This window comes from Stenotrophomonas sp. STEN054, from assembly GCF_056854535.1.
On sequence record NZ_JBXFWG010000019.1, the window covers coordinates 46,972 to 73,322 of the forward strand.

A 26,351-nucleotide genomic window follows, 5' to 3' on the forward strand; every position below is an offset into this window, starting at 1 on the left:
CGGCATGCTCCCGTCCTCCAACTACCAGGGTTTCCGCGTTGCACCTATCCCCTCGGGGTGGGTGCAGTCGGGCGAGCGCTGGTCTCTTTGGTACAACGGCCGGGAGACGGCCAGCCTTGTGCCTGATGGCAAGCCGGGGCTGCGCCTGTGGATGCAGGGCCAGAAGATGTGGCAGGTGAAGCAGACGCGGGTGGCCAGTGTGCGCCAGGGCAGGCGGTTCGCCGAGCGCTGGTGCGCGGCCAGGCTCTACCCCGGCGTGCCACTGCGCGAGGCCGTTGCCCGGCTGACCGATAGCCGGCCCATCATGCCGGCGGAACCGCTACCGGCACTGCCCCCGACCCGCGAGCAACATCAGCAGGCCCAACGATTGGACGAGGCGGCTTCGGCTGCGTCCGCCCGGGTGATGGCGGCGCTCCAGCCGGTCCGGCCCCCGGCGGAGACTAAGCCCAGGGCGAAGGATCCGAGGAAGGGGCGGCTGCGCCGCGGTTGGGAGCCACCCGTTCGCGTCTGATTTCCTCGGTCAGGCCTCCTTCTTTGGCCCCTCGCCGGTCAGGCAGTAGGTCGCCCAGCTCTGCATCATCACCCGCCGCTTTTCCAGCATCGTGCCTCGCTTGTAGGCCGCCTTTGCTTTGTCCCGAATTTTGTGAGCCAAGGCGGCCTCCGACAGGTCATCGGGATAGTCGGTGGTTTCGCTGGCCCAGTCTTTGAACGTCGACCTGAACCCGTGGACGGTGATGTGGCCAAACCCCATGCGTTTCAGCAGAGCCAGCATGGCGTTCTCGCTCAGCGGGTCGGATGTAAGGTCGTTGGGGAACAGTAGACGCCGGTCCATACGGTGCCGCGCCAGTGCCAATGCCGGCGTCGAAAGGGGAATGGTGTGCTCCACCTTGCCCTTCATCCTGTCCCATGGGACTGTCCAGGTGCCGGCCGCAAGATCCACCTCCGCGGGAGCCGCTCCGAGTGTCATCCCGGTCCGGGCTGCAGTGTAGATCGTGAACTCCAAGGCGCGCGCTGCCTCGCCATGGCGGGATTTGAGCGCGGTCATAAAGCTGGGAAGCTCGGCGTACGGTAGGGCAGCGAAGTTTTCGACCTTCGTGACTGCGGTGGGCTTTGGAAGGATCACGGCCAGGTGCCCCCGCCAGCGGGCAGGGTTATCGCCCGTGCGCTTCTTCTGGACGGTGGCCGAGTCCAGTACGGCTTCCACCCGCTGGCGCACGCGGCTGGCCGTCTCTGTCTTGCTCGCCCAGATCGGCCTCAGTACGGCCAGGACGTGATCGGTTTCGATGCGATCGACCCGAAGGTCACCCAGCACCGGCTTGGCGTAAGTCTCCAGTGTGCTCGTCCACTGCCCGGCGTGCTTCGGGTTGGTCCAGCCAGCTTGCCGCTCGGCGATGTAGGCCACAGCCGCCTCCCAGAAGGTCGGGATGGAGGACGTGGCCACAGCTGCCGCACGCCTCCCGGCGAGCGGATCCTGGCCAGCCTGAATCAACTTCCTCGCGGCATCCGCCGCCACCCGCGCATCGGCCAAGCCGACCACATGTAGCGGCCCAAGTCCCATTTCTGGGCGCCTCCCCTCAAAGCGATACCGGAACACCCAGCTCTTTGCTCCTGACGCGGTAACCTGTAGGTACAGGCCGCCGCCGTCTGCGTGATAGCCAGACTCGGTCACCGTAGCTACCCGTCTCGCCGTCAGACGGTTGATCTTCAAACCCATTTCCTACCCATCCATGTACCCGCCCATGTGACGCGGATTCCCGCGAAGGCGTGCGAACCAGTCCGGATTGTGAAACGTAGCTGGCGCAATAGGTGAGACTGGTTCCACGAAGGCGCACGAAGGCTAGGGAACTCCCTAAATTCGGACTCTCGCTCCGCCAGATACAAGAAAGCGCCCGCAGATGTCGAATCTGCGGGCGTTTTTCGTTATGTGCGGCATGGGCGGCTACTTGGCGATCAGTCGCAGCTGCTGAGATATCGCGGACGGATACTACGCGGACCTCCCTCAGGAACCGCTGTCATGGGTTTCACCGTCGACAACGTGCATCTGCTGGAAAAAATTCGCGACTTTCGCGTGGCGCTGGCGTTGCTGGCGTTCGCTGCCCTGCTGGATGTCGCAGTGGTGGCAACCACAGGCTCCAACCTTTGGAATGTCGAGTGGAGCAAGGTAAGTCGCCCCGGCTTCTGGGTACTGCTGGTGCTCGCTTACAGTCTGACGATGACGGTGGGCGCTGGAACGGTCTTCTCCGTCGCGACGGTCGTGCTGGCGTGGGTGGTGCCTATGCTCCACCGGTGGCTGGATGTGTCTGCCTTTCCGCAGAATCCGGACCCGCAGCGCTATGTCACGTGCATGGAGGCTGAGAAGGCGCTTGCGGGACGAGCCGATGCCGAGCGCCCGGGATCGGTGGTGAAGCAACTCGCGGAACGCGCGGAGGAGACGGAGAGATGGCTTGCTACGGTAGCAGCGGGCTGGGCGTGCGTTGCCTTGCTGGTGATTGATTGGTGCCTTGCCGGTTCCGGCACCGCGCTTCTTGCGCAATGGCAGCCCTGGGCCCCGTGGTTGCTTCTGGCGATAGCGGGCCTGCCGTGCGTTCATCAGGCATGGACAGGCGTTCCGGGGAGCGACTACATCGATTGGCCCCAGTTGGCCCAGGCCCAGTTTGCGTACAGGGCGGGTGCATTCGTGCCGATGCCCGCTGCGGGAACATGATCGTGATGGCATCGCCCTTGGGTGCCATTGCATCCAACAGGTGTGTGCTGGAGCGGGTGCCTGCAGAGCAACTTCCGCAGGCGCCGTACCGCGGATCTACCTCAGAGCCGCACACTCACCCCCACCTGGAAGCCACGCCCCGGCAGTGGCGCGATGTATTTGAGCGGCGAGTTGTGCGGGCGCGCCTCTTCATTGAGCAGGTTGCTGCCATTGATGAAGACCTCCATGCCGGCCACGGCGGTCGTGCGCAGGGGAATCTCCCGGCTCAGCTGCAGGTCGACCAGGGTGAACGCATCCAGTGGCACTTCCTCGCTGACGTTGCGGCCGAGGTACTTCTGCGTGGCGTAGCAGGTGCCCGACAGTTGCGCCTTCCAGCCCTCGCGCTGCCATTGCACGGTGGCACCGTAGCGGTTGGTCGGCATATTGGGCAGGTACTCGCCATCGTTATGGGCACGCAGCGCATCGGGATGGTCGGCCTTGTTCTTCACCAGGTCGGCAAAGGCGGACAGCTCCAGGCTGCCGAAGCGACCGAGCGCCAGTGACTGCGAGGCATCGATCTCGAAACCCTTCACCGTGGTGTCGGTCTGCTTCCAGTACTTCAGCGGCAGGCGGTTGGCGGTCTGCAGGCCGGAGTAGCCCAGGTACAGGTAGTTCTCGTAGCGCATGCGGTAGGCGGTGGCCGACAGCTGGAAGCCGCCCTTGTGGACCTGCCCGGTCAGCTCGAGGTTCCTCGCACGTTCCGGCTCCAGATTCTGGTTGCCTTCCTCCTGGGTCATCACCGAGTAATGCGCATTGCTGGCGTAGAGCTCATTGATCCCCGGTGCGCGCTGCGATGAGGAGTAACGCAGCTTGGTGGCGAACAGCGGGCCGAGTTCAACGTAGGCGCCGATGCTGTAGCTGTTGAGCCGGAAGTCGCGGTCCTGCATCGTGGTGTTGGCGGAATTGCGCGCGGTCTTGAAACTGCTCGGCCGCAATGTGTGGCCCACGCGTTCGTGGCGCACGCCGGCATCGAAGGAGGCCCAGTCGAAGTCCAGTGTTTCCTTCAGGAACACCGCCTGGTTGCGCGTATCGACGTTGGGCAGGTAGCGCAGCGACCCGCTGCCGGTGACCTCGCGCGACTGCTGGCTGAGGCCAAGCAGGCCGCTCAGCGGGCCTACGCGGCGATGGGCCAGCAGCAGTTCGGCCTGGGTGCTTTCAAAGTCGTAATCGTTGGCCTTTCTGGTACCCAGCCGTTCGCCCGAGGTGTTGTCCAGCTGCGAGACGCGCAGCTCGGCGCGCTCGATGCCCGGCACCGGGTCGCGCAGCAGGGCTTCCAGCGCATAGCGCTCCTGCTTGATGACCACGCCCACCGGCAGGCCGTCGGCGTAGTTGGAACCGAAGGACAGGTTCTGCATCGAAAAGCCCGGCACGCCGTACTCGCTGTCCTTGGCATCAACGCTGACACCCACGTAGCCGCGGTCGAAGAACAGGGTCGAGCCGAGTGCCACCTGCGAACTGCGTGAGTAGCTGTTGCCCAGACGGTGGTGGTAGTCCGGGGTGACGTCGTTGTTGATCCGCTTCTGCACGTAGGACGGCGTGCCGGCGACGTAGTCTGGATTGACCGGATTGACGTAGGTCTGGCGCTTCCACACCGAGGTCGGGCTGTTGGTGTAGAAGGAGAACTCGCCATCGGCCCAGTCCGGGTTCTCGGTCATGAACTGGTCGATGTAGGGCTGCGAGGCCTTGTTGTAGACCTGCTGCACCCGGGCATCCTTCTGGCAGGCATCGGCCAGTGCCGAGTTGACGCCGCCGGCGGCCGGGAACAACTGCGTGTTGCAGGCCGCCGCCTTGCTGTTGCCGGGAATGTCGTAGTGCGAGATGCGCTGCCGCGAGACCTGCAGGTTGGTGGAGACGTTGCGCTGGTTGTTGAAATTCATGCGGAAGCCCTGCGCATCGGCCGCGTTGAAGCCCTTCCGCAGCACCAGTTCCATCGACTGATCCTTGTCTTCCATCGTGCGCGAAATCAGTGCGGAATCGACCTCGACGCTGCCGCCGATGGCGTTGCCGCCGTAGCGCACCGTGTCCGATGACTTGTTGACGGTGACGCTGCGCACGAACAGCGGGTCGAACGGAATGTTGATGTCGCCGCTGATCGCGTTCATGCCGAGGATGGACTGGCCGTCCTGCAGGATCTGCACGCGGTTGCCGCTGAGGCTGCGGATGACCGGCGCGCCGGCGTTGGGCCCGAAGGCGCTGTTCTGCACGCCGGAGACATGCTCGAGCAGGCTGCCGAGGGTGCGGTTCTGTGCCTGTGTATTGTCGACGGTGACCGGGCTGTCGATGCGCGAGGGCTGGCTGGCCTCCACCTGCAGGGTGGGCAGGGTGGGTGCGTCCGCCGCCCGGGCGGAATGGACGGCCACGGACTGAAGAGCGAGGGGGATGGCTGCAGCCAGCAGGTGGCGACGCATGACATGCTCCGTAAAAAATGAGATGAAATGTTATAACGTAACCATTCGTGGCGACAAACGATTTCTTCGACGTATCATCGAAGCCATCATCGATGGCGACCGGCCCTGCCTTGGATTCTCTGCAGCACTTCCATCCCGCCACCCGTGACTGGTTCCGTTCCGCGTTCGCCGCATCGACGCCGGTGCAGGACCAGGCGTGGGCGTCGATCGCAGCGGGCCAGCACACCCTGGTGGTGGCTCCAACCGGATCGGGCAAGACGCTGGCTGCGTTTCTGCATGCGATCGACCAGGTGTTCGCCGAGCGCGATGGCGACGCACGCCGCGACCCGGCGGCCAAGCCCGTGGCGCGCACGCGCGTGCTGTACCTGTCGCCGATCAAGGCGCTGGGCAGCGATGTGCAGCGCAACGTGCAGGTGCCGCTGCAGGGCATCAGTGCGCGGCGCAGCGAACGTGGGGATCCGGCCGTTGCGCTGACCGTGGCGATGCGCACCGGCGATACCAGCAGCAGTGACCGCGCACGCCTGGTGCGGCGCCCGCCGGACATCCTGATCACCACGCCCGAGTCGCTGTACCTGATGCTGACCTCGCAGGCGCGGGAGATCCTGCGCGATGTGCATACAGTGATCCTCGATGAGATCCATGCGGTGGCAGGCGGCAAGCGTGGCTCGCAGCTGGCGCTGAGCCTGGAGCGGCTCGACGCGCTGCTGCAGGTGCCTGCGCAGCGCATCGGCCTGTCGGCCACGGTCCGCCCGATCGAGGGCGTTGCGGCCTTCCTCGGCGGTGATCGCCCGGTGCAGGTGGTGCAGCCGCCCTCGCAGCGGCAGCTGGAACTGAAGGTCGTGGTACCGGTGGAGGACATGACCGACCTGGTCGTGCACGGTCCGGCGGAAGGGCGCGGGGCCGGCACGCGCACCGGTTCGATCTGGCCGCATGTGGAATCCAGCATTCTCGACAACGTGATGCGGCATCGCTCCACGATTGTGTTTGCCAATTCGCGTGGCGTGGCGGAACGGCTCACCGCGCGACTCAACGAGCTGCATGCCGAGCGCACGGGCGTCGAGCCTGCGGACGAAGCGGATACTGCGGGTACAGCGGCCTATGGATCGTTCACCGGCAGCACGGTGAACCGTGTCACCACGCCGGCCTCGGTGGTCGCCCGCTCGCACCATGGTTCGGTGTCCAAGGAACAGCGCGCTGCCATCGAGCACGCGCTGAAGTCCGGCGAACTGCGTTGCGTGGTCGCCACCTCCAGTCTTGAGCTGGGCATCGACATGGGCCTGGTGGACCTGGTGATCCAGGTCGCGGCGCCGCCGTCGGTGTCCAGTGCGCTGCAGCGGGTGGGCCGAGCTGGTCACCAGGTGGGCGGCCTGTCGCGCGGCCTGCTGTATCCGCGTACGCGGCGTGATCTGGTCGATGCTGCGGTGGTGGTGGACAGCATGCTGGATGGACGCATCGAAGCCCTCGATCCGCCGCGCAATCCGCTCGATGTGCTGGCCCAGCAGACCGTGGCTGCGGTAGCGATGGAACCACTCGATGCCGAGGTCTGGTTCGCGCGTGTGCGCCGGGCTGCGCCGTACCGCACGCTGCCACGCAGTGCTTTCGACGCGGTGCTGGACATGCTGGCCGGGCGCTATCCGTCCGATGAGTTCGCCGGTTTCCGCCCGCGGCTTGTATGGAACCGGAAGACAGGCACGTTGACCGCACGTCCTGGCGCTCGCCAGCTGGCAGTGACCAGCGCCGGCACCATTCCCGACCGCGGCATGTATGCCGTTGTCCTGCCTGAAGGTGAAGAACAGGCGGGATCGCGCCGTGTCGGCGAGCTGGATGAAGAGATGGTCCACGAGTCGCGGGTGAATGATGTGATCACCCTCGGCGCCACGTCCTGGCGCATCGACCAGATCACCCTCGACCAGGTCGTGGTGACGCCAGCGCCGGGGCGCTCGGCGCGGCTGCCGTTCTGGCGGGGCGAAGGCATCGGCCGCCCGGCTGAGCTGGGGCAGGCCACCGGTGCCTTCCTGGCGGAACTCGAAGCCGACCCCGGTGGCGCTGGCGAGCCGTCGCCGGCATTGCTTGCCCGGCTGCGTGATCGCGGCCTGGATGAAAGCGCGATCGGCAACATGCTGGCGCTCGTGGCCGAACAGCAGCAGGCCACCGGTGTGCTGCCGACCGACCTGCGCCTGGTCGTCGAGCGCTGCCGTGATGAACTCGGCGACTGGCGGGTGATGCTGCATTCGCCCTATGGCCGTCGTGTGCATGATCCCTGGGCGCTGGCAGTGGCTGCGCGCCTGCGCCAGCAGGCCGGCATCGATCCGGCCGTGGTGGCCAGCGATGACGGCATCATCGTCCGCATGCCTGATCGCAGCGGCACACCGCCAGGCGCGGAACTCTTCCTGTTCGATGCGTCCCACCTGCGCAAGGTCATCCACCGCTCGGTCGCCGGTTCCGCGCTGTTCGCCGCTCGCTTCCGTGAGTGCGCCTCGCGCGCGCTGCTGCTGCCGCGGCGCACGCCGGGCAAGCGTTCGCCGCTGTGGCAGCAGCGCCTGCGTGCGGGGCAGTTGCTGGAGATCGCCCGTGGCCACGATGAGTTCCCGATTCTGGTCGAGACCGCGCGCGAGTGCCTGCAGGACGTCTACGACCTGGATGCACTGGATGCGCTGATGCTGCGCGTGCAGGCTGGCCAGGTCCAGGTGGTCGAGGTGGATACGGCCGTGCCATCGCCGTTCGCGGCGAACCTGCTGTTCGGCTATGTCGCCGAGTTCATGTACGAAGCCGATGTACCGCTGGCCGAACGGCGCGCATCGGTGTTGTCGCTGGACAGTGGCCTGCTGGCGGAACTGCTCGGTGAGGTGGATCTGGGCGAACTGCTGGACGATGCCGTGGTGGCCACCGTGGAGCGCGAGCTGCAACGTTTGGATCCTGCCCGCCACGCACGTAGCAACGAAGGTGTGGCCGACCTGCTGCGTGAGCTGGGCCCGCTGCCGGCCGAGGAAGTCGCGCAGCGCATCACTGAGCCCGCGCAGGCGGATGCCTGGCTGCAGGCGCTGCACGCGGCGGGTCGTGCGATCCGCGTTCCCGTCGCAGGGGCCCAGCAGTGGTCGGCGGTGGAAGATGCCGCGCGGTTGCGCGATGCCCTTGGCATCATCCCGCCTGCAGACGTGGCCGAGGTCTTCCTGGCCCCGGTGCCGGATCCGCTGGGCGATCTGCTCGGCCGCCACGCGCGCAGCCATGGGCCTTTCAGCAGTGGCAGCGTGGCCGCCCGTTTCGGTCTCGGTGTGGCGGTGGTGGATGCTGCCCTGCACGCGCTGCAGGAACAGGGCCGGGTCGTACGCGGCCGGTTCGGCCTGGATCGTCGCGCGGCAGACGAGATCACCGCGGTGGCTTCACCGTGTGCAGGCCATGAGTGGGTGGGCACGGAGGTGCTGCAGCGGCTGCGGCTGCGCTCCCTGCAGGCCGCCCGCGAGGCGACCCGCCCGGTACCGGTGCAGGCCTATGTCGGTCTGCTGCTGCAGGGGCAGGGTGTGCTGCCTGGAGCCGCGCGCGCCAGCGACAGCGAAGGCGTGCTGCAGGTGATCGAACAACTGGCGGGGCTGCCACTGCCGGCGTCGCTGTGGGAACAGCAGGTGCTGCCCGCGCGCGTGCCCGGCTACACGCCGGCGCTGCTGGATGAACTGCTGTCCACCGGCACGGTGCTCTGGGTCGGCCATGGCCGGCTGGGCGATGACGATGGGCTGGTGTCGCTGCACCTGCGCGAGCGTGCCGCTGAAACCCTGCCGGTCACGCCAGTGCAGGCCGACGGCTCACCGATGCAGCAGGCCATCCTGCAGGTGCTGGCCGACGGTGGTGCGTTCTTTGCCCGGCAACTGGCGATGCAGGTACAGCCGCGACTGGTCGGTGCGGACACGGCGGGTGAGGATTTCCAGACGGCGCTGTGGCAGCTGGCCTGGTGCGGACAGATCAGCAGTGACCTGTGGGCGCCGCTGCGCGCTCTGGGCGGAGCGCGGCCCGCACGGGCGCGGCCAACGCCGGTGTCGCGCCGCCGCCGCGGCTTTGCCTTCGTGCCACTGACGACGGACACCGCAGGACTGGAGCTGGCCAGCAGCACCGGGCCCACGCTGGCAGGACGCTGGTCGCTGCTGCCGCGGGAGCGGGCCAGTGACACGCTGCGCGCGCTGGCGCAGACCGAGGCGCTGCTGGACCGCTACACGGTGGTCACCCGCAGCGCAGCGATGAGCGAAGCCGTGGCCGGTGGATTTCCGGCACTGCGTCCGGTGCTGCGCAGCATGGAGGATGCCGGCCAGCTGTTGCGCGGTCGCTTCGTGGAAGGCATGGGCGGTGCCCAGTTCGCCCAGCGCGACGACATCGACCGCCTGCGTGCCAGCGCCGAGCAGACACGTGGACCTGGCGGCTGGGTTGCCCTATCGGCGCTGGATCCCGCCAATCCGTTCGGCAGCCTGCTTCCGTGGCCCCGGCCGATCGGCGGGCCGCGTCCGGTGCGCCGGGCCGGTGCGATGGTGGTGATCGGCGAAGGCCGCCTGCAGCTGTATCTGCCGCAGGGCGGCCGCCAGCTGAGCAGCTGGATCGACGGCACGGCAGGCGACGCGGCCACGCGCTGGGAACCAGCGGCACAGGCGCTGGCCGTGGGCCTGAGGCGTGGGCGGCGATTGTCCTTCACCCTGGAGCGGATCAACGACGAGCCCATCCATCGCGGGCCCGCCGTCGATGCCCTGCGCGCGGCGGGATTCAGCAATGAACCGCGCGGGCTGGGCTGGAACGGCTGACGTAGAGCAGGGCTCGACCGTTCTTGTAGAGCCGAGCCCACGCTTGGCTGCATTTATAGGGCCGGGTACGGGCTCGGCTCTACAGAAGCGTTCAGCCGTGCTCGAAGCGCAGCGGCTGGCCACCCATCGCCGGGTCGCTGGTGGCGGGGCGTCCGTCTTCGGCGCGGCCCGCCAGGCGCAGCTCGCTGTCACCGGCCACCACGTGCAGGTCATACCAGCCGGCGGTGGGCACAGCGTCCCACGCCAGCGTGGTCAGCGCGCCAGCAGCCAGGGTCAGCGTCTTCTCCGGCATGTGCCCGGCGTAGGCGCCGGCATGCACACGCACCGACTGCGCGGCACTGCCGGCATTGCGCAGCTGCAACCGCAGCTGGCCATCGGTCTGTTCAATCTGGGCCTGCAGCACCGGCGCACCGTCACCGCCACGGAAGTGCCGGTGGAAGCCGTTCGAGCCCAGCAGCCACAGGTCGTAGCGGCCCTGCGCATCCAGTGCCCAGTGGTCCTGCAGCGGTGCACCGGGCAGCACCGTGTAGCGGCGCGGCAGTGCGGTCAGCTGCAGGCGGTCGTAGACATGCAGCACGCTGGCGGCGCCTTCGCAGGCCAATTGCAGGGTCACACCGTCCGCAGCAAGCGCGTCCACCTGCGCCTGCGGGCGATACGGCAATGCACGCGACGGGCGCGTGCCCGCTTCCTGGCGCGCCGCCTGCAGGCCCTCGGGCAGCGCAGGCACAGTGCGACCCGGCAGGGCGGCGGCGCGCGCGGCGGTGGCGCTCACATCGGGCAGCCCACGCACGAACGGGCGGGTATCGCGCTGGGCGAAATCAAACGCGTTGGTCAGGTCGCCGCACACCGCGCGGCGCCACGGCGAGATGTCCGGTGCGGCCACGCCGAAGCGGCGTTCGATCAGGCGCAGCACCGAGGTGTGGTCGTACACCTGTGAATCGACCCAGCCGCCACGGCTCCAGGGCGAGATTACATACAGCGGTACGCGCGGGCCCAGGCCATACGGACGGCCGCGCAGTTCGGCAGCGTCGTACTTCTCGTCGCCCGGTGCCGAGTGCTGGTGGTACTCGCCATCGGTGCTGACCGACGATGCACCCGCCCAGCTGCCATCGGGCCGTGCCGACGGAGGTGCTGGCGGCGGAACGTGATCGAAGAAGCCATCGTTCTCGTCGAACATCAGCAGCAGCGCGGTACGGCTCCATACCTCCGGGTCGGCGGTCAGCGCATCGAGCACGCGCGCCGTGTAGGCCGCACCCTGGGCCGGGCTGGACGGGCCAGGGTGCTCGCTGCCGGCAGCATCGGCGATGATGAAGCTGACCTGCGGCAGGCGGCCATCAATAGCGTCCTGGCGCAGCTGGGCGAGGCCCCGCGTGCTGACCCCGCGCTGGCGAAGTGCAGCGTCGTGGTCCGGTGCGGCGCTGTAGGCCTGGCGGAAGGTCTCGAAGCCGGCCAGCGGGTTGTCGGTGAAGTTGTCGGCCATGTCCTGGTAGATCTGCCAGGACACGCCCGCCTGCTGCAGGCGCTCGACATAGCTGGCCCAGCGGTACGACTCCGGATGGCCACCGTGCTCGGGGAAGTTGTCGTGCGAGTTGGCGATCACCGGGCCGCCCGCGCGGGCGAAGGCATCGTTGTGGCCGGTCCACAGAAACACCCGGTTCGGGTTGGTGCCGGCCTGCATGGCGCAGTGGTAGGCATCGCAGAGGGTGAACGCTTCGGCCAGGGCGAACTGGAAGGGCAGGTCGGCGCGCTGGAAATAGCCCATCGCGTGGTTCTGCTTGGCCATCGGCCAGTGCCCCATGCGGCCGTGGTCCCACGCGCGCTGCGCGTCGGGCCAGGTGTGCGGCGTGCCTTCCACGCGCATGTAGCCGAAGTGCGCAGCCGTATCCAGCGGGAACGGCGCGATCGCGCGCTGACCGCTGGCATCGGGCTGCAGCCACAGGCTGCGTGGGCCGTCCCCGCCGGCCAGCGGCGCAGCGGGGGCGACGAAGCGGTCGCCGAAACCACGTACGCCCGGCAGGGTGCCGAAGTAGTGGTCGAACGAGCGGTTTTCCTGCATGAACACCACGATGTGCTGAAGGTCCTGCAGGCTGCGCGTCTGCGCAGCCGGGGCGATCGCTGCCGCCCGGGCGATGCTGGGCAGCAGCGGTGCCAGGCCGGCGGCGACGCCGGCCTGCAACAACCGGCGTCGGCCGATATCAGTCACGAATGCCTCACAGATCCATGCGGAAGGAGATGCCGACGGTGCGCGGCGCGCCGATGAAGGCCGCGTTGGCACCGTCCACCCCTGCAAGATAGCGCTTGTCGGTCAGGTTGCTCACCACCAGGTTGGCGCCCATGCCCTTCAGGCGCGGCCACAGGCCCTGCAGGTCGAAGCCGATGTTGGCGTTGAAGATGGTGGCCGAGGGCAGCTTGTTGACGTTGGCCGCATCCAGGTAGCGGGTGCCGAGATAGCGGCCGGACAGGCCGAAGTTCCAGTTCTCGCCCTGCCAGTCGGCCGACAGCACCAGGATCTGCCCGGGCTGGCCGATCACCTTGGCACCATCGACGATGCCCAGCTGGGTGTCACGCGCGGCGTCGCCGCTGCCCAGGTACCTGGAGCGGTTGTAGGTGTAGGCCGCATTGACCCGCCAGCCGTTGTCCCAGCCGTAGCCGAAGGCAGCTTCCAGGCCGTTGCTATCCACGCCGCCGAAGTTCTCGTAGACGCCGTCGGTCTCGCCCAGGTAATCAATGCCGCTGACGAAGCCGGCCGGCAGGTAGACGATGCGGTTGTCGAACTTGATGTTGTACAGGGTGACCGAGGCGGTCAGCGGCCAGCGGCTGATGCGCATGCCCACTTCGATGTTGTCGGCCGTTTCCGGCTCAACGTTGCGGAAGCGCTGCGGGTCGGTTTCGCCGAGCACGCCTGAAGGAATCGCTGCGAAGTTCTGCGAGAAGCCGGCGAACAGTTCCATGCCCTCAACGCCCGGCGCCCAGGTGAAGCCGGTGGACAGCAGCGGATCAGACTTGGAGTCCGAGGTCACGTGCTCGCTGGCACCGATCACGCGGTGGCGCGACTGTTCGACGAAGAACTGCTTGACGCCCACGCGCGCGCTGAACGGACCGAACCGCGCCACATCCTCGACGTAGTACATCTGCTCGTCCACTTTGTACTTGTCTCCGAACTGCACCCAGTACGGCTGGTGGTCGAAGCCGATGTCCTGGCCGACGTTGAGCAGGCGGTGCCAGTCGCGGCGTGCGGAGCGGTCCAGCTTCTCCACCCACAGGCCGCCGCGGATCGTGTTGTCGACGCCGCCGAAGGTCTGCCGCCATTCGCCATCGGCGGTCACGCCCATGCGGTCGTTGTCGTAGTGGGTGTGGCGATAGGACTGCGCGCCCAGTACCGTGCCGGCGTAGCAGTTGGGATCGTACTCGGCGCCGAAGCCCTCGCGCGGCGTGCAGCCGGCAATCGGCTGGGCGCTGCTGCCATCGGGGTTCACGAAGTAGATCTGGCCCAGGTTGCTGCCGCCGTAGACGGTGCTGCCGCCGAGGTATTCGGACTGCGGGCGGCCGGCGCCATCATTGGTGACATCGGCCAGATAGGGCGGCAGCCAGTCGCCGCGGCCCTGCATGCGGTGGCCATAGGCGGCCATCGATGCCTTGAAGCCGTTGCCGCCGTCGAAGGCCGCGCGCAGGTAGCCGAAGGTGTTTTCGCGCAGCGCACGCGAACCGGAGCGGTAGTTCTGGTCCAGGTAGGGAATGCCGGTGAGGGTGCCGACGAGATTGTCGCGGTCCGGGTTGGTGGCGAAGCCCTGCGGCGAAACGCTTGTGTACTCCGGCTCGTCGGCATCGTTGTAGGACAGGTAGCCGGTCAGCGTCCAGCGGTCCAGTTCGGCGATGAACTTGCCGGCGATATGGTCGTTGCTGGTCTTGCCGCTGCCGTCGATCCAGTCATTCACGCGCGCCGAGGAAGCGCTGACCCAGGCGCGGGTGTGGCCGTCGAGCACACCGGTGTCGTAGCGCACGTAGTACTTGCGTGCATCGTTGTCACCGGCGCCGACGACGAAGCGCAGGCGGCTGTCATGCAGCGGGTCGCTGGTGAGGAAGTTGAGGGTGCCGCCGAGCGCTTCGTTCGAACGCGAGGAGATATCGGCCGTGCCTTGGCCGACCTCCACCGTTTCCAGGTCGAGCGTGTCGATGTAGCGGTTGGCCATCGAGCCGCCGCCGTAGCCCGAGCCGCCATTGGGCAGGCCATCGATGGTGGTGCCGATCTGCTGCGTATCGCGGTTGGTCATGAAGCCGCGCATGCTGATCTGCGTGCCCCACACCGACGAACCGATGGCATCGGCTTCGCTGACCACGACGCCCGGGACTTCGTTGAGCGCGCCGTTGACGCTGCTCAGCACGGTCTGGCGATTCAGTGTTTCGGTGCGCACCGACGTTTTTGCGTAACTGGTGGCCTGGCCGATCACCTGCACCTGGTCCAGGGTTCGTGCGTCGGCGCTGCGCGTTTCGGCGGCCTCGACCTGCGGTGCTTCGGCCAAGGCGTCCGATGCGGGGGCGATCAGCAGGGCAAGCAGCGAAACACGGGGAAATCGCGCAATCGTTCGCATCGAAACCGGACCTTGAGAGAGGGAAAGCCCGGGAGTTTCAGCAGCGCCAGTGACACGGCGGTGACGCATGGATGCACAGTTCGTATTGTGTGATGGCCGACACTTCGGCCATCTGCTCAGTAGCGCGCATCCCTGGGCTTGGGGTCGCGCGGCCAGTCCTTGCCTTTTCCAGCGAAATCCGGCCGCGGCTGGTGGATGAAGTAGTCGGCGATGTCCACCGCATCCTGGTCGGGCATCACCTGCTGGCCCAGCGGAGGTTCGCGGCCCGCTGCCGGCGGCATGTTGTGCTTGACGAAGCTGGCCGCCTTGTACAGCCGTGCCATGCCGGCGCCGATGTTGAAGCTTCGCTCGCCCCACAGCGGCGGGAAAGCGATATCGCCGCTGCCATCGCGGCGGCCCTCGCCATTGTCGCCGTGGCAGGCGGCGCACTGCGCTGCATACAGGGCCTGGCCGCGCGCGCGGTCGGGCACCAGCGAGGAGTCGATTGGCCCTTCGCTTGGCGCCGCCAACCGCGCGCCGTCGGGTACGGGGCGGCTCAGCCAGGCCATGTATTCCAGCATCGCGCGCATCGGCGGTGCGTCGCGGGCCAGCGGCTTGCCGTTCATCGAACGCTGCAGGCAGCCGTTGATGCGTTCGACCAGGCCGATCTCCTTGCCAGGACGGGTCATGTAGCGCGGGTAGCTGCCACCGCCGGTGTTGAGGTAGTGGTTGCCGAAAGGCCGCTTGCCCTCGGCCATGTGGCAGGAGTTGCAGTTCAGGTCATTGCCCACGTTGTCCGGCAGCAGGCGTGCGGTCTCGTTGAGCAGGCGGCGGCCGTACATCACCGCATCGCCATTGCCGAGGCTGGCGATCTCTTCGGCGCTGGGCATGTGGTACGCGCCGACTCGAGCGCCCTGTGCGTCGAGGATGTCCAACGTGGCGGGAGTGGCATCCAGCGACGGATGGCGGTACGCGTACAGCAGTGCGGCGGCGGCGGCCACCACCAGTACGCCGATGACAATGACACTGGCCGCGTTTCTGCGCTTGCGTGAGCGCCTCATGGCGCCACCTCCTGCGGAACCACATGCACGGGTTTGTCGCGCACCACCCTGCGCATGCGCGCGATGTCGGCTTCGCTCACCGCGCTGGCCTGGTTGCCCCAGCTGCTGCGGATGAAGGTCAGGATCTGCGCGAGCTGGGCGTTGGGCAGATGCTCGAAGCCGGGCATCGAGAAGGCCATCCGGTCGTGCGGTGTGTGCGGCGTGCGGCCACCGGCCAAGGTGACCTGCACCAGCGAACTCGGGTCATCGGCGAAGACGATGGAGTTGCCGGCCAGGGCAGGGTAGATGCGCGGCATGCCACGGCCATCGGCGCGGTGGCAGGCCTGGCAGTGCTCGGCATAGGCCAGCGAGCCATCCACGCGGTAGTCGCCGTCGCGCAGCGCGGTGGTGGTCGTGTCGGGGCTGGCAATCCACTGCGTGCTGCGGCCGGCGCGCGGCGGCAACTGCTTCAGGTAACGGGCCATGGCCAGCAGGTCGGCGTCGGTCAGGTACTGGGTGCTGTGTTCCACCACGTCGGCCATGCCGCCGAACGCGGCGGACCGACCGGTGCGGCCGGTACGCAGGAACTCGACGATCTCGTCCTGGCTCCAGCTGGCCAGGCCGGTGGCTTCGTTGCGCAGGTTCTTCGCATACCAGCCTTCCAGTACCGAACCGGAGAGGAAGCGGCGGCTCTGGTCATCGGCCATGGCGGTTTCCTCGAAGGCCAGGCCGCGCGGGGTATGGCAGGCGCCACAGTGCGCCAGGCCCTCCACCAGTTCGGCACCGCGCTGCTGGCCGGGATCCAGCGAAGGATCGGCAACGAAACTGCGGGGGCGGGCAAACAGCAGTTGCCACCACGCCAGCGGCCAGCGCACGTTGGCTGGCCAGAGGATCGTGCTGTCGGCGTTGTGCTGGCGCACCGGCTGCACCGCGCCCATGAAGTAGGCGTACAGCGCCTGGACCTCGTCATCGCTGGCGATCACGTAGGAGGCATAGGGCATGGCCGGGTAAAGCGGCAGGCCATCGTGGCGGATGCCGCGGCGGACCGCGCGCTCGAAATCGGCATAGTCGTAGCGGCCGATGCCGGTATCCGGGTCCGGGGTGATGTTGGTGGAATAGATCGTGCCCATCGGCGTCTGCATGCCCAGCCCGCCGGCAAAGGCTTTGCCGCCGGGGGCCGTGTGGCAGGCGGCGCAGTCGGCCACGCGCGACAGGTACTGGCCGCGTGCGATCAACGCGGGATCGTGGATGTCGACCACGGCGTGCTGGCGCGGCGCGAACCAGTACGGCGTGCTGCGGGCAATGCCCCAGGCCGCACCGGTCGCGGCGGCGAGGACAAGGAGGAGCTTGAACGAGGTACGCATGGGCGCACTGTCGGCAAACGCGCAGGCGTGTTCATTGATCCGGATCAAGGCTTTGTCCATATGCGACATCGCGCGAAGCTGAATCGATCCCGGATTGTCATCAACCCGTCATCGAGCTGCGATAGATGCGCCCGGTCGTGCCCGCTAACCTGCGACGCTGTCGTACCTTTTCCCCGATTGCCCATGAAGCGCCCGCTGCTGCTGTTGCTGGCGTGCGCCGGCCTGTGGCTGGCTGCATGCTCATCCTCGATCACCGCCTCGTCCACCTCGCTCAGCGACCAGCTGATCGCGCCCGGTGGCGTTTCCACGTTGCTGGACAAGCCGCGCATCGCCGCGGCCATCGCCCAGCTGCCCAACCGCCATGGCTTCCTGCCGGGACGCGATGGCGTGCCGATCTTCTGGCGTGCGTTCGATGCGGGCGACTACGGCGCCCGCTACCACTACCTGCCGCAGCGCCACGAGAACGGCCAGCCGCTGGACACCGGGCTGAGCATCACCGTGCCGAAGCCGTTACGTGCGCAGGCGCCGCGCGGCACCGTGGTGCTGCTGCACGGTTGGATGATGAATGGTGATTCGATGCTGCCGTGGTCGCTGCAGCTGGCCGAATCGGGGTACCGCGTGGTCACCCTTGATCTGCGCAACCACGGCCAGTCCGGGCACGGGCCATCCGGCTACGGCACCTATGAATCGGATGACGTGGTCGATGTGATCGGCGAACTGCGCGCGCGTGGCGAAGTGACCGGCCCGCTTTACCTGTTCGGCGTCTCCTACGGCGCGGCCACCGCGGTGTTCACCGCCGACAGGCTGGGCGACCAGGTGGCCGGCGTGGTGGCGATGGAGTCGTTCGCCAATGCCGGCGTGGCGATCCGCACGATGATCCCGCATCTGATGGCCTTGCAGCCGGAGGGGTTGAAGGCGCAGGCAGTGGCGTCCTATGCTCGCTGGCGTTATGGCGGCCAGGACATCAACCAGGTGATCGCCGCAGCCAGCCGCCGCATCGACGTCGACCTGGACCAGGTGGACGTGGCCCGCGCGCTGGCCGATACCCGCGCCTGCGTGCTGCTGCTGCACGGGCAGGGCGACCAGCACATTCCGGTCAGCCAGGGCCGTGAACTGGCCCGGGCCAACCCGCGCGCGCACTACATCGAGATGCGCGGCGAAGACCACATCACCCTGCCGCTGCGCCTGGACCTGCTGGCCGGCGTGGTCGATGACTGGATGGCGCAGGACGCACACCACCCGCGTGCGACCTGCCCGGCACCGCAGCTGCCCGCCCAGGCCGAGTGGCTGGTGCGCGCCTGAAAGAGGGGACGGAGGGGATTGGGTCGCTTGTGGCACAAACGACTTAATCCCCTCCGTCCCTTCTTTGGGTTCAGGGAAGGCGGCGGGCGAGGGCGCGGGCCGAGGCGGCGACGCCGAGCAGCAGCGCGGCCACGCACAGGAACGCGATGCCCAGGGTGGTGAAATGGGCCAGCCCGCCGATGGCCGCCGGGCCGGCGAGGATGCCGGCGTACCCCAGCGTGGTCACTGCGGTGATGGCGATGCTCTCCGGCATCGCGCGCTGCTGGCCGGCCATCGAGAACAGCGCCGGCACGATGTTGGCGCAGCCCAGGCCGACCATCACGTAGCCGACCAGTGCCACCGCGAAGGAGGGCACCAGCGTGGCCAGGGCGAAGCCGGTGGCGGCGGTGATGCCACCAATGACGATGGTGCGCGTGCGGCCAAGGCGCTCGACGATGCCATCGCCGAACAGGCGCATCGCGGTCATCGCAAGGGTGAACACCGCAAAGCCAGCACCGGCCTGATCACGCGGCACCTGCCGCACGTCGGCCAGGAACACCGCGCTCCAGTCGAGCATCGACCCTTCGGCCAGGAACACAATGAAGGCCAGCACGCTGATGAACAGCACCACGCCATGCGGAATGGCCAGCATCGGGCCGTCATGGGCGATGCGCTGCGCGCGCCAGTGCGGTGCCGACAGCAGCGCGACCACGAGCAACGCGCCGACCGACAGCAGTGCCGCCATCCACAGCGGCGTGCCCAGCAACAGCAGACCGGTCATGCAGCCGGCACCGACGAAGCCGCCGATGCTGTAGAACGCGTGGAAGCCGGACATCATCGCGCGGCCGGCATCGCGTTCGACTGCGACGGCCTGCATGTTCATCGTGCAGTCCATCGCGCCCACGCCTGCACCGAACAGGAACAGCGCCGCGCCCAGTGCCAGCGGTGAGGGCGCGAGCGACAGCAACGGCAGCGCCAGCAGGATCAGCGTGGTGGTGATGACCATCAGGCGACGGCAACCCAGGCGTCCGCTCAATGCGCCGGCCAGCGGCATGGCCAGCAGCGAGCCGAGGCCCAGGCACAGCAGCACGGCGCCCAGGCTGGCATCGGACAGCCCGGCCTTGGCCTTGGCATAGGGCACCATTGGCGCCCAGGCAGCGGTGGCAAAGCCGGGAATGAGGAAGGCGGCACGGGTGGCGTGCTGCTGGGCACGCGGGGATGAAGGCGTCATGCGCAGGGAAGGCTCCGGAGAATCCCTGTCATGAAAACGTTTGCAGTTGGCTTGGGCAAGTGCCAATCGTGTCATCCCGTGGCGAATACGAATGCAGCGTCGTCCACCACACATGCAGAGGCCCGCGATACCGGTGGGCATCGCGGGCCTCGCTGCATGCTACGGCGCAGCGCTTACAGCGGCAGGTCGAACACCAGCACTTCCGCATCGTTGCCGTTCTCCAGAGTCAGCTGTGCTTCGTCGCTGACCTGCAGTGCATCGCCGGCATCGAGGGTGATGCCATTGACCTGCAGCTGGCCACGGGCGACCTGCACGTAGGCGCCACGGCCGTTGCCCAGTGCGTGGTGCAGCTTCTGGCTGCCATCAAGGATGGTGGCGTAGATGCGGGCATCCTGCTGGATGCGCAGCGAACCGTCGGCACCGTCCGGCGAGGCGATCAGGCGCAGTTGGCCGTGCTTGGTCTCCGGCGCGAAGTGGGTCTCGCGGTAGGAGGGTTCGATGTTCTCGCTGTCCGGGAAGACCCAGATCTGCAGGAAGTGCACTGGATCGGTGGCCGAGTGGTTGAACTCGCTGTGGCTGACGCCGCTGCCGGCGCTCATCACCTGCACGTCGCCGTAGCGCAGCACCGAACCGGTGCCCATCGAGTCCTTGTGCTCCAGCGCACCGCCCAGCACGTAGGAAATGATTTCCATGTTGCTGTGGCTGTGGGTGCCGAAGCCCTGGCCGCCGATGACCTGGTCTTCGTTGATGACGCGCAGCGGGCCGAAGCTGACGTAACGCGGATCGTAGTAGTTGGCGAAGGAGAAGGTGTGGCGGGAAGACAGCCAGCCATGCTCGGCCAGGCCACGGGTAGCGCTCTTGCGGATCTGCAGCATGATGATTTCTCCTTGTTCGATGGTTTCGATGGGGGGGGCGGGCCGGTGGCCGCTGTGTTTCCCCCCGTTGGAGAGAAGTATCCGCTTGCACCCTGGGTTTGAAAAACGGATAGTTTTGACAGCCATCATCGAAAATTTCGAATGCTCAAGCTCAGCCTCGATGCTCTGCAGATTCTGGATGCCATCGACCGCCGCGGCTCGTTTGCCGCCGCCGGCAAGGCCCTGCACAAGGTGCCCTCGACCATCTCCTACACCGTGGCCAAGCTGGAAGAGGACCTGGGCGTGCAGCTGTTCGACCGGGTCGGCCCCCGCGCCGAGTTGACCGAGGCCGGTCGCGCCCTGCTGGACGAGGGCCGCCACCTGCTGCGCGCCGCCCGCGAGCTGGAGCTGCGGGTGCGCCGGGTGGCCTCCGGCTGGGAGGCCGAGCTGAGCCTGGCGGTGGATTCGATGTTCCCGACCTGGCTGTTGGGCCCGGACATTGCCGCATTCCGTGGCATTGAAGCGCCGACGCGCCTGCGCCTGTTCGGCGAAGCGCTGTCGGGTACGTGGGAGGCGCTGCTGGACCGTCGCGCCGACCTGCTGGTGGCTGCAGCGGGCGAGGGGCCCAGTGGTGGCGGTTATGTGGTGGAGCCGCTGGGCAGCGTCGATTTCGTGTTCGCGGTGGCATCGGATCATCCGCTGGCGCAGGTGTCGGGCGCACTGGGCCGCGAGCAGCTGGCCGAGCACTGCGCCATCGCGGTGTCCGATTCCGCGCGCCGCCTGCTGCCACGCACGGTGGGCCTGCTGATGGGCCAGGAAATGCTGACGGTGCCGGACATGGCCAGCAAGCTGAAGCTGCAGTGCGAGGGTGTTGGATTCGGTTTCCTGCCCGAGCCGTGCGCGCGCGCTGCGGTGGCGCGTGGCCAGCTGGTGATCCGCGAGGTGGAAGAGCCGAAGCCGGAGGAGACGTTCTGGCTCGCATGGCGCACGGGTGAGGATGGTGCGGCATTGCGCTGGTGGCGCGAACGGTTGCGCAGGCCGGAGCTGCTGGCGCAGTGGTGGCAGGCGATGGGGTAGATCCACGCCATGCGTGGATGAGGGCGTTGTTCTGCAGGGCTTGCAGCCCTGCATCTGCTCAATGCAACGGCAACGTCAAAAGCTGGGTATCCGTGGGTTGGCGGGGGGGGGGGGCGGTTGAGGGGGGGGCGCTGCAAGTACGTCCCTATAAGCTCGGTCGCCGCATCCATGCGGCTCACGCCCCCTCAACCGGCCCCACCCCGCCTTCGACAGTTTCCCGCGCGCTGTCGGAACGGCGTCTTGCTCTGGTGGGTGTCGACCTTGGTCGACACGTTTACCTGCCGCGGCGGAACGCTGCAGGGGTGCGGGCGCCGACGATGATCATGCGGATCATCGTGGAGATCTGTTCGACCAGCTCCGGGTCTTTCTCCGGCGGCTGGTCCATCGCGGTGGCGCCCATGGCGAACACCAGGCGGGTGATGGCGGTGGCCACCAGTTCCGGCTTGTAGAGCTTGGCGCCGTCCAGTGCGGCCAGGCGCACCAGATCGTGCTGCAGTTCTTCTTCAAAGTAGTGCAGTTCGCGTTCGACTGCGTGCTTGAAGTCATCCGAGCCCACCGCGCCTTCGCGCAGCAGCACGTGCAGCAGTTTGTCGTCTGCGCGCAGCTGCTCCATGAAGGTTTCCACCGACACGCGCACCACGCTGGTAGCGCTGGAGGTGGCGCGCTGCCGGGCCTCGCCGATGATCGTGCGCAGCGAGCGGCCGGCGACGTCGATCAGCGCCACGGCCAGTTCGTCCATGTCGCGGAACTGCCGGTAGAAACTGTTCGGGGCAATGCCTGCTTCGCGCGCGACTTCGCGCAGGCTCAGCGTGGACAGGCTGCGGTGCGGGCCGATCAGTTTCAGCGCGGCGGCCAACAGGTCCTCGCGGCTCACCGTACGGCGGGCCGGGCTGTTGGCTTCTTCGGGCGGCGACAGAACTGTGGCGGCGGCCATGGCACTTCCGGAGGGGCAAGGCTGAATCATACCCAATCCGGAGCAATATACACATGTATACACAGGTGTGTGTGCGGCCGTATAGTGCGCCCATGAGCGCTGTGATCCGTCCGTCCCTGTTTTCCCCGTACCGCTGGCTGTCGCCGACGTTGTTCGATTTCTGGGCGGGCCAGCTGAATCCGTTGTGGACCCTGCGCGAGCCCCTGGCCCGCCTGGTCCGGCGCGAGCCGGCCGGCGAGGGCGCCGCCACGCTGGTCCTGCGCTGCAACCGGCACTGGGCCGGCATGCGCGCCGGCCAGCACATCACCCTGGGTGTTGAGCTTGAAGGGCGCGTATTGCGCCGCAGCTACAGCCCGACCGCGCTGGGCCCCCGCGAGCTGGCCATTACCGTCAAGGCGGTTGAGGGCGGCACCATCAGCCAGCACCTGGTCCACCATGCGAGGCCGGGCGATCTGTTCAGGCTGGATGCGGCCTTTGGTGATTTCCACATGCCGGCCGCTGCACCGGTGCTGCTGCTGGCCGCTGGCAGCGGCATCACGCCGATGCGCAGCCTGCTGCGCGAGGCCTGCCAGCGCCCGCTGGCGGCGCCGGTGGACCTGTTCTACTGGGAACGCAACGCCGCCGCCTTCCAGTTCCGCGATGAACTGCAGGCGCTGGCTGCGGCCACCCCGAACCTGCGCGTGCACCTGCTGACCACCCGCGAGGGCGAGGTGATGGCCGCGCGCATCGATACCCATTCGCTGGCCGTGGCTGGCGACGATACCCCGCTGGCGCAGCGCCACGTACTGGCCTGCGGCCCGGATGGCTTCGTCGCCACCGCGCGACAGCGCCTGGTGCACCAGGTCGCCGGCTTCCAGGCCGAGGCGTTCACTCCGCCGGCACCGCTCAGCGATGCCGACAGCGCCGGTGAAATCGCCCTGACTCTGGCCCGCAGCGGCCGCCAGCTGAAGGTCGCGCGCGGCCGTTCGCTGCTGGAAAGCCTTGAAGCCCAGGGCATCAAGCCCAAGCACGGCTGCCGCATGGGTATCTGCAACAGCTGCACCTGCGACCGCGTCAGTGGCACCACCCGCCATCTGCGCACCGGTGAAATGCAGTCCGAAACGGCGCAGCCGGTGCGGATCTGCGTGAGCGCACCGACCACCGACCTGACTTTGGATCTCTGAGGACCTGCTGCCATGACCCGCGCTTCCGACCGTGCCCTGAGCCCCGCCGAGATGAACGCCTTCGGTGCCGAGCTCGACGCGATCCGTGACCGTATCCTGGGCAGCCTCGGCGCCTCCGACACCCGCTACATCCGCCGCGTGGCCGCCGCCGTGCGCTGGTCGAGCGTGCTCGGTCGTGGCCTGCTGTTCCTCGGCGCGCTCTCGCCGCTGTTCTGGGCAGCGCTGCTGTGGCCGGCCTGCATCGCCGGCACCCTGCTGCTGGCGCTGGCCAAGATCCTGGAAAACATGGAGCTGGGCCACAACGTGATGCACGGCCAGTACGACTGGACCGGCGATCCCAAGCTCAGCGGCAACACCTATGAGTGGGACATCGTTGCCACCGCCGACAACTGGCGCAAGACCCACAATTTCCGCCACCACACCTACACCAACGTGCGTGGCATGGATGATGACATCGGCTACGGCCTGCTGCGCATCTTCCCGGAACAGCGCTGGTCGCCGTTCTACCTGATGCAGCCGATCATCGCGCCGATCTTCGCGCTGCTGTTCCAGTGGGGCGTGGCCGCGCAGGACCTTCGCCTGGGCCGCTGGTTCAAGGGGCGCATCAGCAGCCGTGCGATGTGGCTGCAGACCCGCCCGGTGGCACGCAAGATGGTCCGCCAGGTGCTGAAGGACTACGTGTTCTTCCCGCTGCTGGCCGGTCCGTTCTTCCTGCCGGTGATGCTGGGCAACCTGGTTGCCAACGGCATGCGCAACGTCTGGACCTACGTGATCATCTTCTGCGGCCACTTCACCGCCGAATCGGAAACCTTCCCGAAGGAATGCCTGCGCAATGAATCGCGCGGCCACTGGTACCTGCGCCAGCTGCGCGGTTCGTCCAACATCAGCGGCGGCTTCATCATCAACGTGCTGTCGGGCAACCTCAGCCACCAGATCGAGCACCACTTCTACCCGGACCTGCCGGCCAACCGCTATGCGGCCATCGCCAAGGAAGTGAAGGAGATCTGCCGCCGCTACGGCCAGCACTACAACAATGGCTCGTTGCCGCGCCAGTTCGCGCAGGTGGTCTGGCGCATCCTGCGCCATGCCTTCCCGAGCAAGCCGCGCCGCCTGCCGATGCCGGACATCCTGCCGGCACCGGCGCCCGCCAACGCGGGCTGAGGGCTTCAGCTGGCTTTGGCCAGCACCGCCGGCGGATCGCCGTCCTGCGGGGCGGGGTCCAGCCGGCGCAGGAATACCTGCATTTCCCTGCGCGCCTGCTGGTCGCCCTTGCTGCCGGCCACGCTCAGCCCGCGCTGCCACGCCGCTCGCGCCGCCTGCGGCTGGCCACCGGCCAGCCACGCCTTGCCGAGCAGCTTCCACGCCGCCGAATACTCAGGATCCAGCGCCACGCAGCGTGCCAGATGGGTGGCGGCGTGCACGGGCTGGCCGGCGTCCAGCCAGCTCTTGCCCAGGCCGAAGCGCAGCAGCGCGCTGTCCTTGCCGCTGGCGAGCATGGCTTCCAGTGCTTCGATGTTCATGGCTGTACCTCATGCAGCAGTTCAGGCGGCCCGGGCAGGAAGCGGCCGCGATGGAACATCAAGGGCGCGCCACCGGTTTCCTGCACCTCGATGATGCGGCCGGCCAGCAGCAGGTGGTCGCCCACCGGCCACTGCGCGTGGCGGCTGCAGGTGAGGTGTGTGACCGCACCGGCGATACGCGGCGGTGTGTCTTCCTCGCCTTCCAGCAACTGTACGCCGTCGAAGCGATCACTCACGCTCGGATCGGCGAAGCGTCGTGCCAGGGCTTGCTGCCCGGCACCCAGCACGCTGACAGTGAAGCGGGTCGCATGCTGGAACACGCGCAGGCTCTTCGCATGCAGGGCCAGGTTCCACAGCACCAGCGGCGGCTGCAGCGAGACCGGCACGAACGAGTTGATGGTCAGCCCGTGAGGGTGTCCCCGCGCGTCGCGTGCGGTGACGATGGCGACGCCGGTCGGGTAGTGGCCGAGCAGCCGGCGCAGGGCGCGCGGCGGCAGGTCCACCGAGGGCGCCGGCGCCGGGGCAGGGAAGATCCCCGCCCACGGCCCGGCACAGGCACTGCCGCCGGCGTCCATCAGGCGCGCGCCTGGCGGTAGCGACGGCCGACCTCGGCCCAGTCGATGATGTTGAAGAACGCGCCGATGTAGTCGGGGCGACGGTTCTGGTAGTGCAGGTAGTAGGCGTGTTCCCAGACATCCAGGGCGAGGATGGGCGTATTGCCGGACAGGCCGACTGCCGCGCCCATCAGTGGGCTGTCCTGGTTGGCGCTGCTTTCGACCTGCAGGCCTCCGTCGCGATCGCTGGTCAGCCACGCCCAGCCACTGCCGAAACGGGTCTGCGCGGCCTTGCTGAAGGCGTCCTTGAAGGCTGCGAAACCGCCGAGATCGCGGTCGATGGCTGCGGTGAGTTCGGCATCCGGCGTGCTGCCAGTGGCGCTGAGCACCGTCCAGAGCAGGCTGTGGTTGGCGTGGCCACCGCCATTGTTGCGCACCGCGCCGCGCACGGACTCGGGCAGCGCGTCGAGGTCGGCGATCAGGGTTTCCACGGGGGTGTCGGCAATGCCGGCCTGTTCCAGTGCGGCGTTGAGGTTGTTGATGTAGGACTGGTGGTGCTTGCCGTGGTGGATCTCCATGGTGCGCGCATCGAAGTGCGGTTCCAGGGCGTCGTAGGCGTAGGGGAGGGAGGGAAGCGAGTAGGGCATTGCAACAGTCTCCGTGGGGAAGGCCAGCGGGTTGGCCTCCGGAAGACTGTTATCGCACCTCAACTTTGGTTGAGGTCAAGGGGTTGGGTAGTGGCGGGGGGGGGGGGGGGGGGGGGGCGGGGGGGGGGGGGGGGGGGGGGGGGCGGGCGGGGGGAGGGGGGCGGCGGCGGGGGGGGGGGGCGGGGGGGG

19 protein-coding genes are annotated in these 26,351 nt (G+C 67.7%); 7 read left to right on the forward strand and 12 right to left on the reverse strand.

Translation table 11 applies throughout. The features are described 5' to 3' along the window. Nucleotides 1-4 precede the first annotated feature (4 nt). Entirely contained in the window at nt 5-511 is a 507-nt protein-coding gene (locus AC1VXD_RS09980) for a hypothetical protein (RefSeq protein ID WP_482991945.1), read from the forward strand. Between the two features lie 9 nt (nt 512-520). Here the strand turns inward: AC1VXD_RS09980 and AC1VXD_RS09985 are convergent, their stop codons facing one another. Further along, nucleotides 521-1,714: a tyrosine-type recombinase/integrase gene (locus AC1VXD_RS09985; RefSeq protein WP_482991927.1), complete on the reverse strand. Its 1,194-nt coding sequence runs from the start codon at nt 1,712-1,714 to the stop codon at nt 521-523. Between the two features lie 300 nt (nt 1,715-2,014). Between AC1VXD_RS09985 and AC1VXD_RS09990 the strand changes: the two genes are divergently transcribed. Continuing rightward, nucleotides 2,015-2,704, forward strand: a complete 690-nt coding sequence (locus tag AC1VXD_RS09990) for a hypothetical protein (protein WP_482991928.1) — start codon at nt 2,015-2,017, stop codon at nt 2,702-2,704. Nucleotides 2,705-2,805: 101 nt separating this feature from the next. Here AC1VXD_RS09990 and AC1VXD_RS09995 read toward each other — a convergent pair whose 3' ends face one another. Then, complete coding sequence (locus AC1VXD_RS09995; RefSeq protein WP_482991929.1) at nt 2,806-5,151, reverse strand: TonB-dependent receptor; 2,346 nt, start codon at nt 5,149-5,151, stop codon at nt 2,806-2,808. A 110-nt stretch (nt 5,152-5,261) separates the two neighbouring features. On the opposite strand from AC1VXD_RS09995, the gene AC1VXD_RS10000 reads away from it, so the two are divergent. Next, nucleotides 5,262-9,929: an ATP-dependent helicase gene (locus AC1VXD_RS10000; protein ID WP_482991930.1), complete on the forward strand. Its 4,668-nt coding sequence runs from the start codon at nt 5,262-5,264 to the stop codon at nt 9,927-9,929. Nucleotides 9,930-10,020: 91 nt separating this feature from the next. Here the strand turns inward: AC1VXD_RS10000 and AC1VXD_RS10005 are convergent, their stop codons facing one another. The 4 genes from AC1VXD_RS10005 to AC1VXD_RS10020 form a co-directional block, all read right to left on the reverse strand. Then, the gene (locus AC1VXD_RS10005; protein WP_482991931.1) at nt 10,021-12,132 is read right to left on the reverse strand and encodes a phosphocholine-specific phospholipase C; all 2,112 of its coding nucleotides are present in this window, start codon (nt 12,130-12,132) and stop codon (nt 10,021-10,023) included. 7 nt (nt 12,133-12,139) lie between these two features. After that, nucleotides 12,140-14,518 (reverse strand): TonB-dependent receptor, encoded by a 2,379-nt coding sequence (locus AC1VXD_RS10010; protein ID WP_482991932.1) that lies wholly within the window; start codon nt 14,516-14,518, stop codon nt 12,140-12,142. Between the two features lie 116 nt (nt 14,519-14,634). Next, nucleotides 14,635-15,558, reverse strand: a complete 924-nt coding sequence (locus AC1VXD_RS10015) for a c-type cytochrome (protein WP_482991933.1) — start codon at nt 15,556-15,558, stop codon at nt 14,635-14,637. Then, entirely contained in the window at nt 15,555-16,901 is a 1,347-nt protein-coding gene (locus AC1VXD_RS10020; protein ID WP_482991946.1) for a c-type cytochrome, read from the reverse strand. The genes AC1VXD_RS10015 and AC1VXD_RS10020 overlap by 4 nt, the downstream gene beginning before the upstream one ends. Nucleotides 16,902-17,084: 183 nt before the next feature. On the opposite strand from AC1VXD_RS10020, the gene AC1VXD_RS10025 reads away from it, so the two are divergent. Continuing rightward, a complete protein-coding gene (locus tag AC1VXD_RS10025; RefSeq protein ID WP_482991934.1) occupies nt 17,085-18,203 on the forward strand; it encodes an alpha/beta fold hydrolase in 1,119 nt (372 codons plus the stop codon). 70 nt (nt 18,204-18,273) lie between these two features. Here the strand turns inward: AC1VXD_RS10025 and AC1VXD_RS10030 are convergent, their stop codons facing one another. Further along, nucleotides 18,274-19,413, reverse strand: coding sequence for an MFS transporter (locus tag AC1VXD_RS10030; RefSeq protein ID WP_482991935.1), 1,140 nt, complete (start codon nt 19,411-19,413; stop codon nt 18,274-18,276). A gap of 173 nt (nt 19,414-19,586) precedes the next feature. Then, on the reverse strand, nt 19,587-20,288 hold the full coding sequence (locus AC1VXD_RS10035; RefSeq protein WP_482991936.1) for a pirin family protein: 702 nt from the start codon (nt 20,286-20,288) through the stop codon (nt 19,587-19,589). Nucleotides 20,289-20,429: 141 nt separating this feature from the next. On the opposite strand from AC1VXD_RS10035, the gene AC1VXD_RS10040 reads away from it, so the two are divergent. Further along, nucleotides 20,430-21,344, forward strand: a complete 915-nt coding sequence (locus AC1VXD_RS10040) for a LysR substrate-binding domain-containing protein (RefSeq protein WP_482991937.1) — start codon at nt 20,430-20,432, stop codon at nt 21,342-21,344. A gap of 274 nt (nt 21,345-21,618) precedes the next feature. Here AC1VXD_RS10040 and fabR read toward each other — a convergent pair whose 3' ends face one another. Beyond that, the gene (gene fabR / locus AC1VXD_RS10045; RefSeq protein ID WP_482991938.1) at nt 21,619-22,278 is read right to left on the reverse strand and encodes an HTH-type transcriptional repressor FabR; all 660 of its coding nucleotides are present in this window, start codon (nt 22,276-22,278) and stop codon (nt 21,619-21,621) included. A 92-nt stretch (nt 22,279-22,370) separates the two neighbouring features. On the opposite strand from fabR, the gene AC1VXD_RS10050 reads away from it, so the two are divergent. Together AC1VXD_RS10050 and AC1VXD_RS10055 are read left to right on the forward strand one after the other, a co-directional pair. Then, entirely contained in the window at nt 22,371-23,441 is a 1,071-nt protein-coding gene (locus AC1VXD_RS10050; RefSeq protein ID WP_482991939.1) for a ferredoxin reductase, read from the forward strand. 12 nt (nt 23,442-23,453) lie between these two features. After that, on the forward strand, nt 23,454-24,602 hold the full coding sequence (locus tag AC1VXD_RS10055) for a fatty acid desaturase family protein (RefSeq protein ID WP_482991940.1): 1,149 nt from the start codon (nt 23,454-23,456) through the stop codon (nt 24,600-24,602). A gap of 5 nt (nt 24,603-24,607) precedes the next feature. On the opposite strand, the gene AC1VXD_RS10060 is transcribed toward AC1VXD_RS10055, so the two are convergent. From AC1VXD_RS10060 to AC1VXD_RS10070, 3 genes are read right to left on the reverse strand one after another with little or no spacing between them, the layout of a single operon-like run. Continuing rightward, on the reverse strand, nt 24,608-24,961 hold the full coding sequence (locus tag AC1VXD_RS10060; protein ID WP_482991941.1) for a tetratricopeptide repeat protein: 354 nt from the start codon (nt 24,959-24,961) through the stop codon (nt 24,608-24,610). Continuing rightward, entirely contained in the window at nt 24,958-25,536 is a 579-nt protein-coding gene (locus tag AC1VXD_RS10065; RefSeq protein WP_482991942.1) for a flavin reductase family protein, read from the reverse strand. Before AC1VXD_RS10065 ends, AC1VXD_RS10060 begins: the two co-directional genes overlap by 4 nt. Beyond that, nucleotides 25,536-26,162 (reverse strand): superoxide dismutase, encoded by a 627-nt coding sequence (locus AC1VXD_RS10070; RefSeq protein ID WP_482991943.1) that lies wholly within the window; start codon nt 26,160-26,162, stop codon nt 25,536-25,538. The genes AC1VXD_RS10065 and AC1VXD_RS10070 overlap by 1 nt, the downstream gene beginning before the upstream one ends. Nucleotides 26,163-26,351: the final 189 nt, after the last annotated feature.

Excerpts from the sequence above, each read along its gene's own strand:
- AC1VXD_RS09980 (WP_482991945.1), top strand. The coding sequence starts at position 5 with ATGCTCCCGTCCTCCAACTACCAGGGTTTCCGCGTTGCACCTATCCCC.
- AC1VXD_RS10035 (WP_482991936.1), bottom strand. The coding sequence starts at position 20,288 with ATGCTGCAGATCCGCAAGAGCGCTACCCGTGGCCTGGCCGAGCATGGC.
- AC1VXD_RS10065 (WP_482991942.1), bottom strand. The coding sequence starts at position 25,536 with ATGGACGCCGGCGGCAGTGCCTGTGCCGGGCCGTGGGCGGGGATCTTC.
- AC1VXD_RS10025 (WP_482991934.1), top strand. The coding sequence starts at position 17,085 with ATGAAGCGCCCGCTGCTGCTGTTGCTGGCGTGCGCCGGCCTGTGGCTG.
- AC1VXD_RS09995 (WP_482991929.1), bottom strand. The coding sequence starts at position 5,151 with ATGCGTCGCCACCTGCTGGCTGCAGCCATCCCCCTCGCTCTTCAGTCC.
- AC1VXD_RS10050 (WP_482991939.1), top strand. The coding sequence starts at position 22,371 with ATGAGCGCTGTGATCCGTCCGTCCCTGTTTTCCCCGTACCGCTGGCTG.
- AC1VXD_RS09990 (WP_482991928.1), top strand. The coding sequence starts at position 2,015 with ATGGGTTTCACCGTCGACAACGTGCATCTGCTGGAAAAAATTCGCGAC.
- AC1VXD_RS10055 (WP_482991940.1), top strand. The coding sequence starts at position 23,454 with ATGACCCGCGCTTCCGACCGTGCCCTGAGCCCCGCCGAGATGAACGCC.
- AC1VXD_RS10070 (WP_482991943.1), bottom strand. The coding sequence starts at position 26,162 with ATGCCCTACTCGCTTCCCTCCCTCCCCTACGCCTACGACGCCCTGGAA.
- AC1VXD_RS10030 (WP_482991935.1), bottom strand. The coding sequence starts at position 19,413 with ATGACGCCTTCATCCCCGCGTGCCCAGCAGCACGCCACCCGTGCCGCC.
- AC1VXD_RS10010 (WP_482991932.1), bottom strand. The coding sequence starts at position 14,518 with ATGCGAACGATTGCGCGATTTCCCCGTGTTTCGCTGCTTGCCCTGCTG.
- AC1VXD_RS10015 (WP_482991933.1), bottom strand. The coding sequence starts at position 15,558 with ATGAGGCGCTCACGCAAGCGCAGAAACGCGGCCAGTGTCATTGTCATC.
- AC1VXD_RS10060 (WP_482991941.1), bottom strand. The coding sequence starts at position 24,961 with ATGAACATCGAAGCACTGGAAGCCATGCTCGCCAGCGGCAAGGACAGC.
- AC1VXD_RS09985 (WP_482991927.1), bottom strand. The coding sequence starts at position 1,714 with ATGGGTTTGAAGATCAACCGTCTGACGGCGAGACGGGTAGCTACGGTG.
- AC1VXD_RS10040 (WP_482991937.1), top strand. The coding sequence starts at position 20,430 with ATGCTCAAGCTCAGCCTCGATGCTCTGCAGATTCTGGATGCCATCGAC.
- AC1VXD_RS10020 (WP_482991946.1), bottom strand. The coding sequence starts at position 16,901 with ATGCGTACCTCGTTCAAGCTCCTCCTTGTCCTCGCCGCCGCGACCGGT.
- fabR (WP_482991938.1), bottom strand. The coding sequence starts at position 22,278 with ATGGCCGCCGCCACAGTTCTGTCGCCGCCCGAAGAAGCCAACAGCCCG.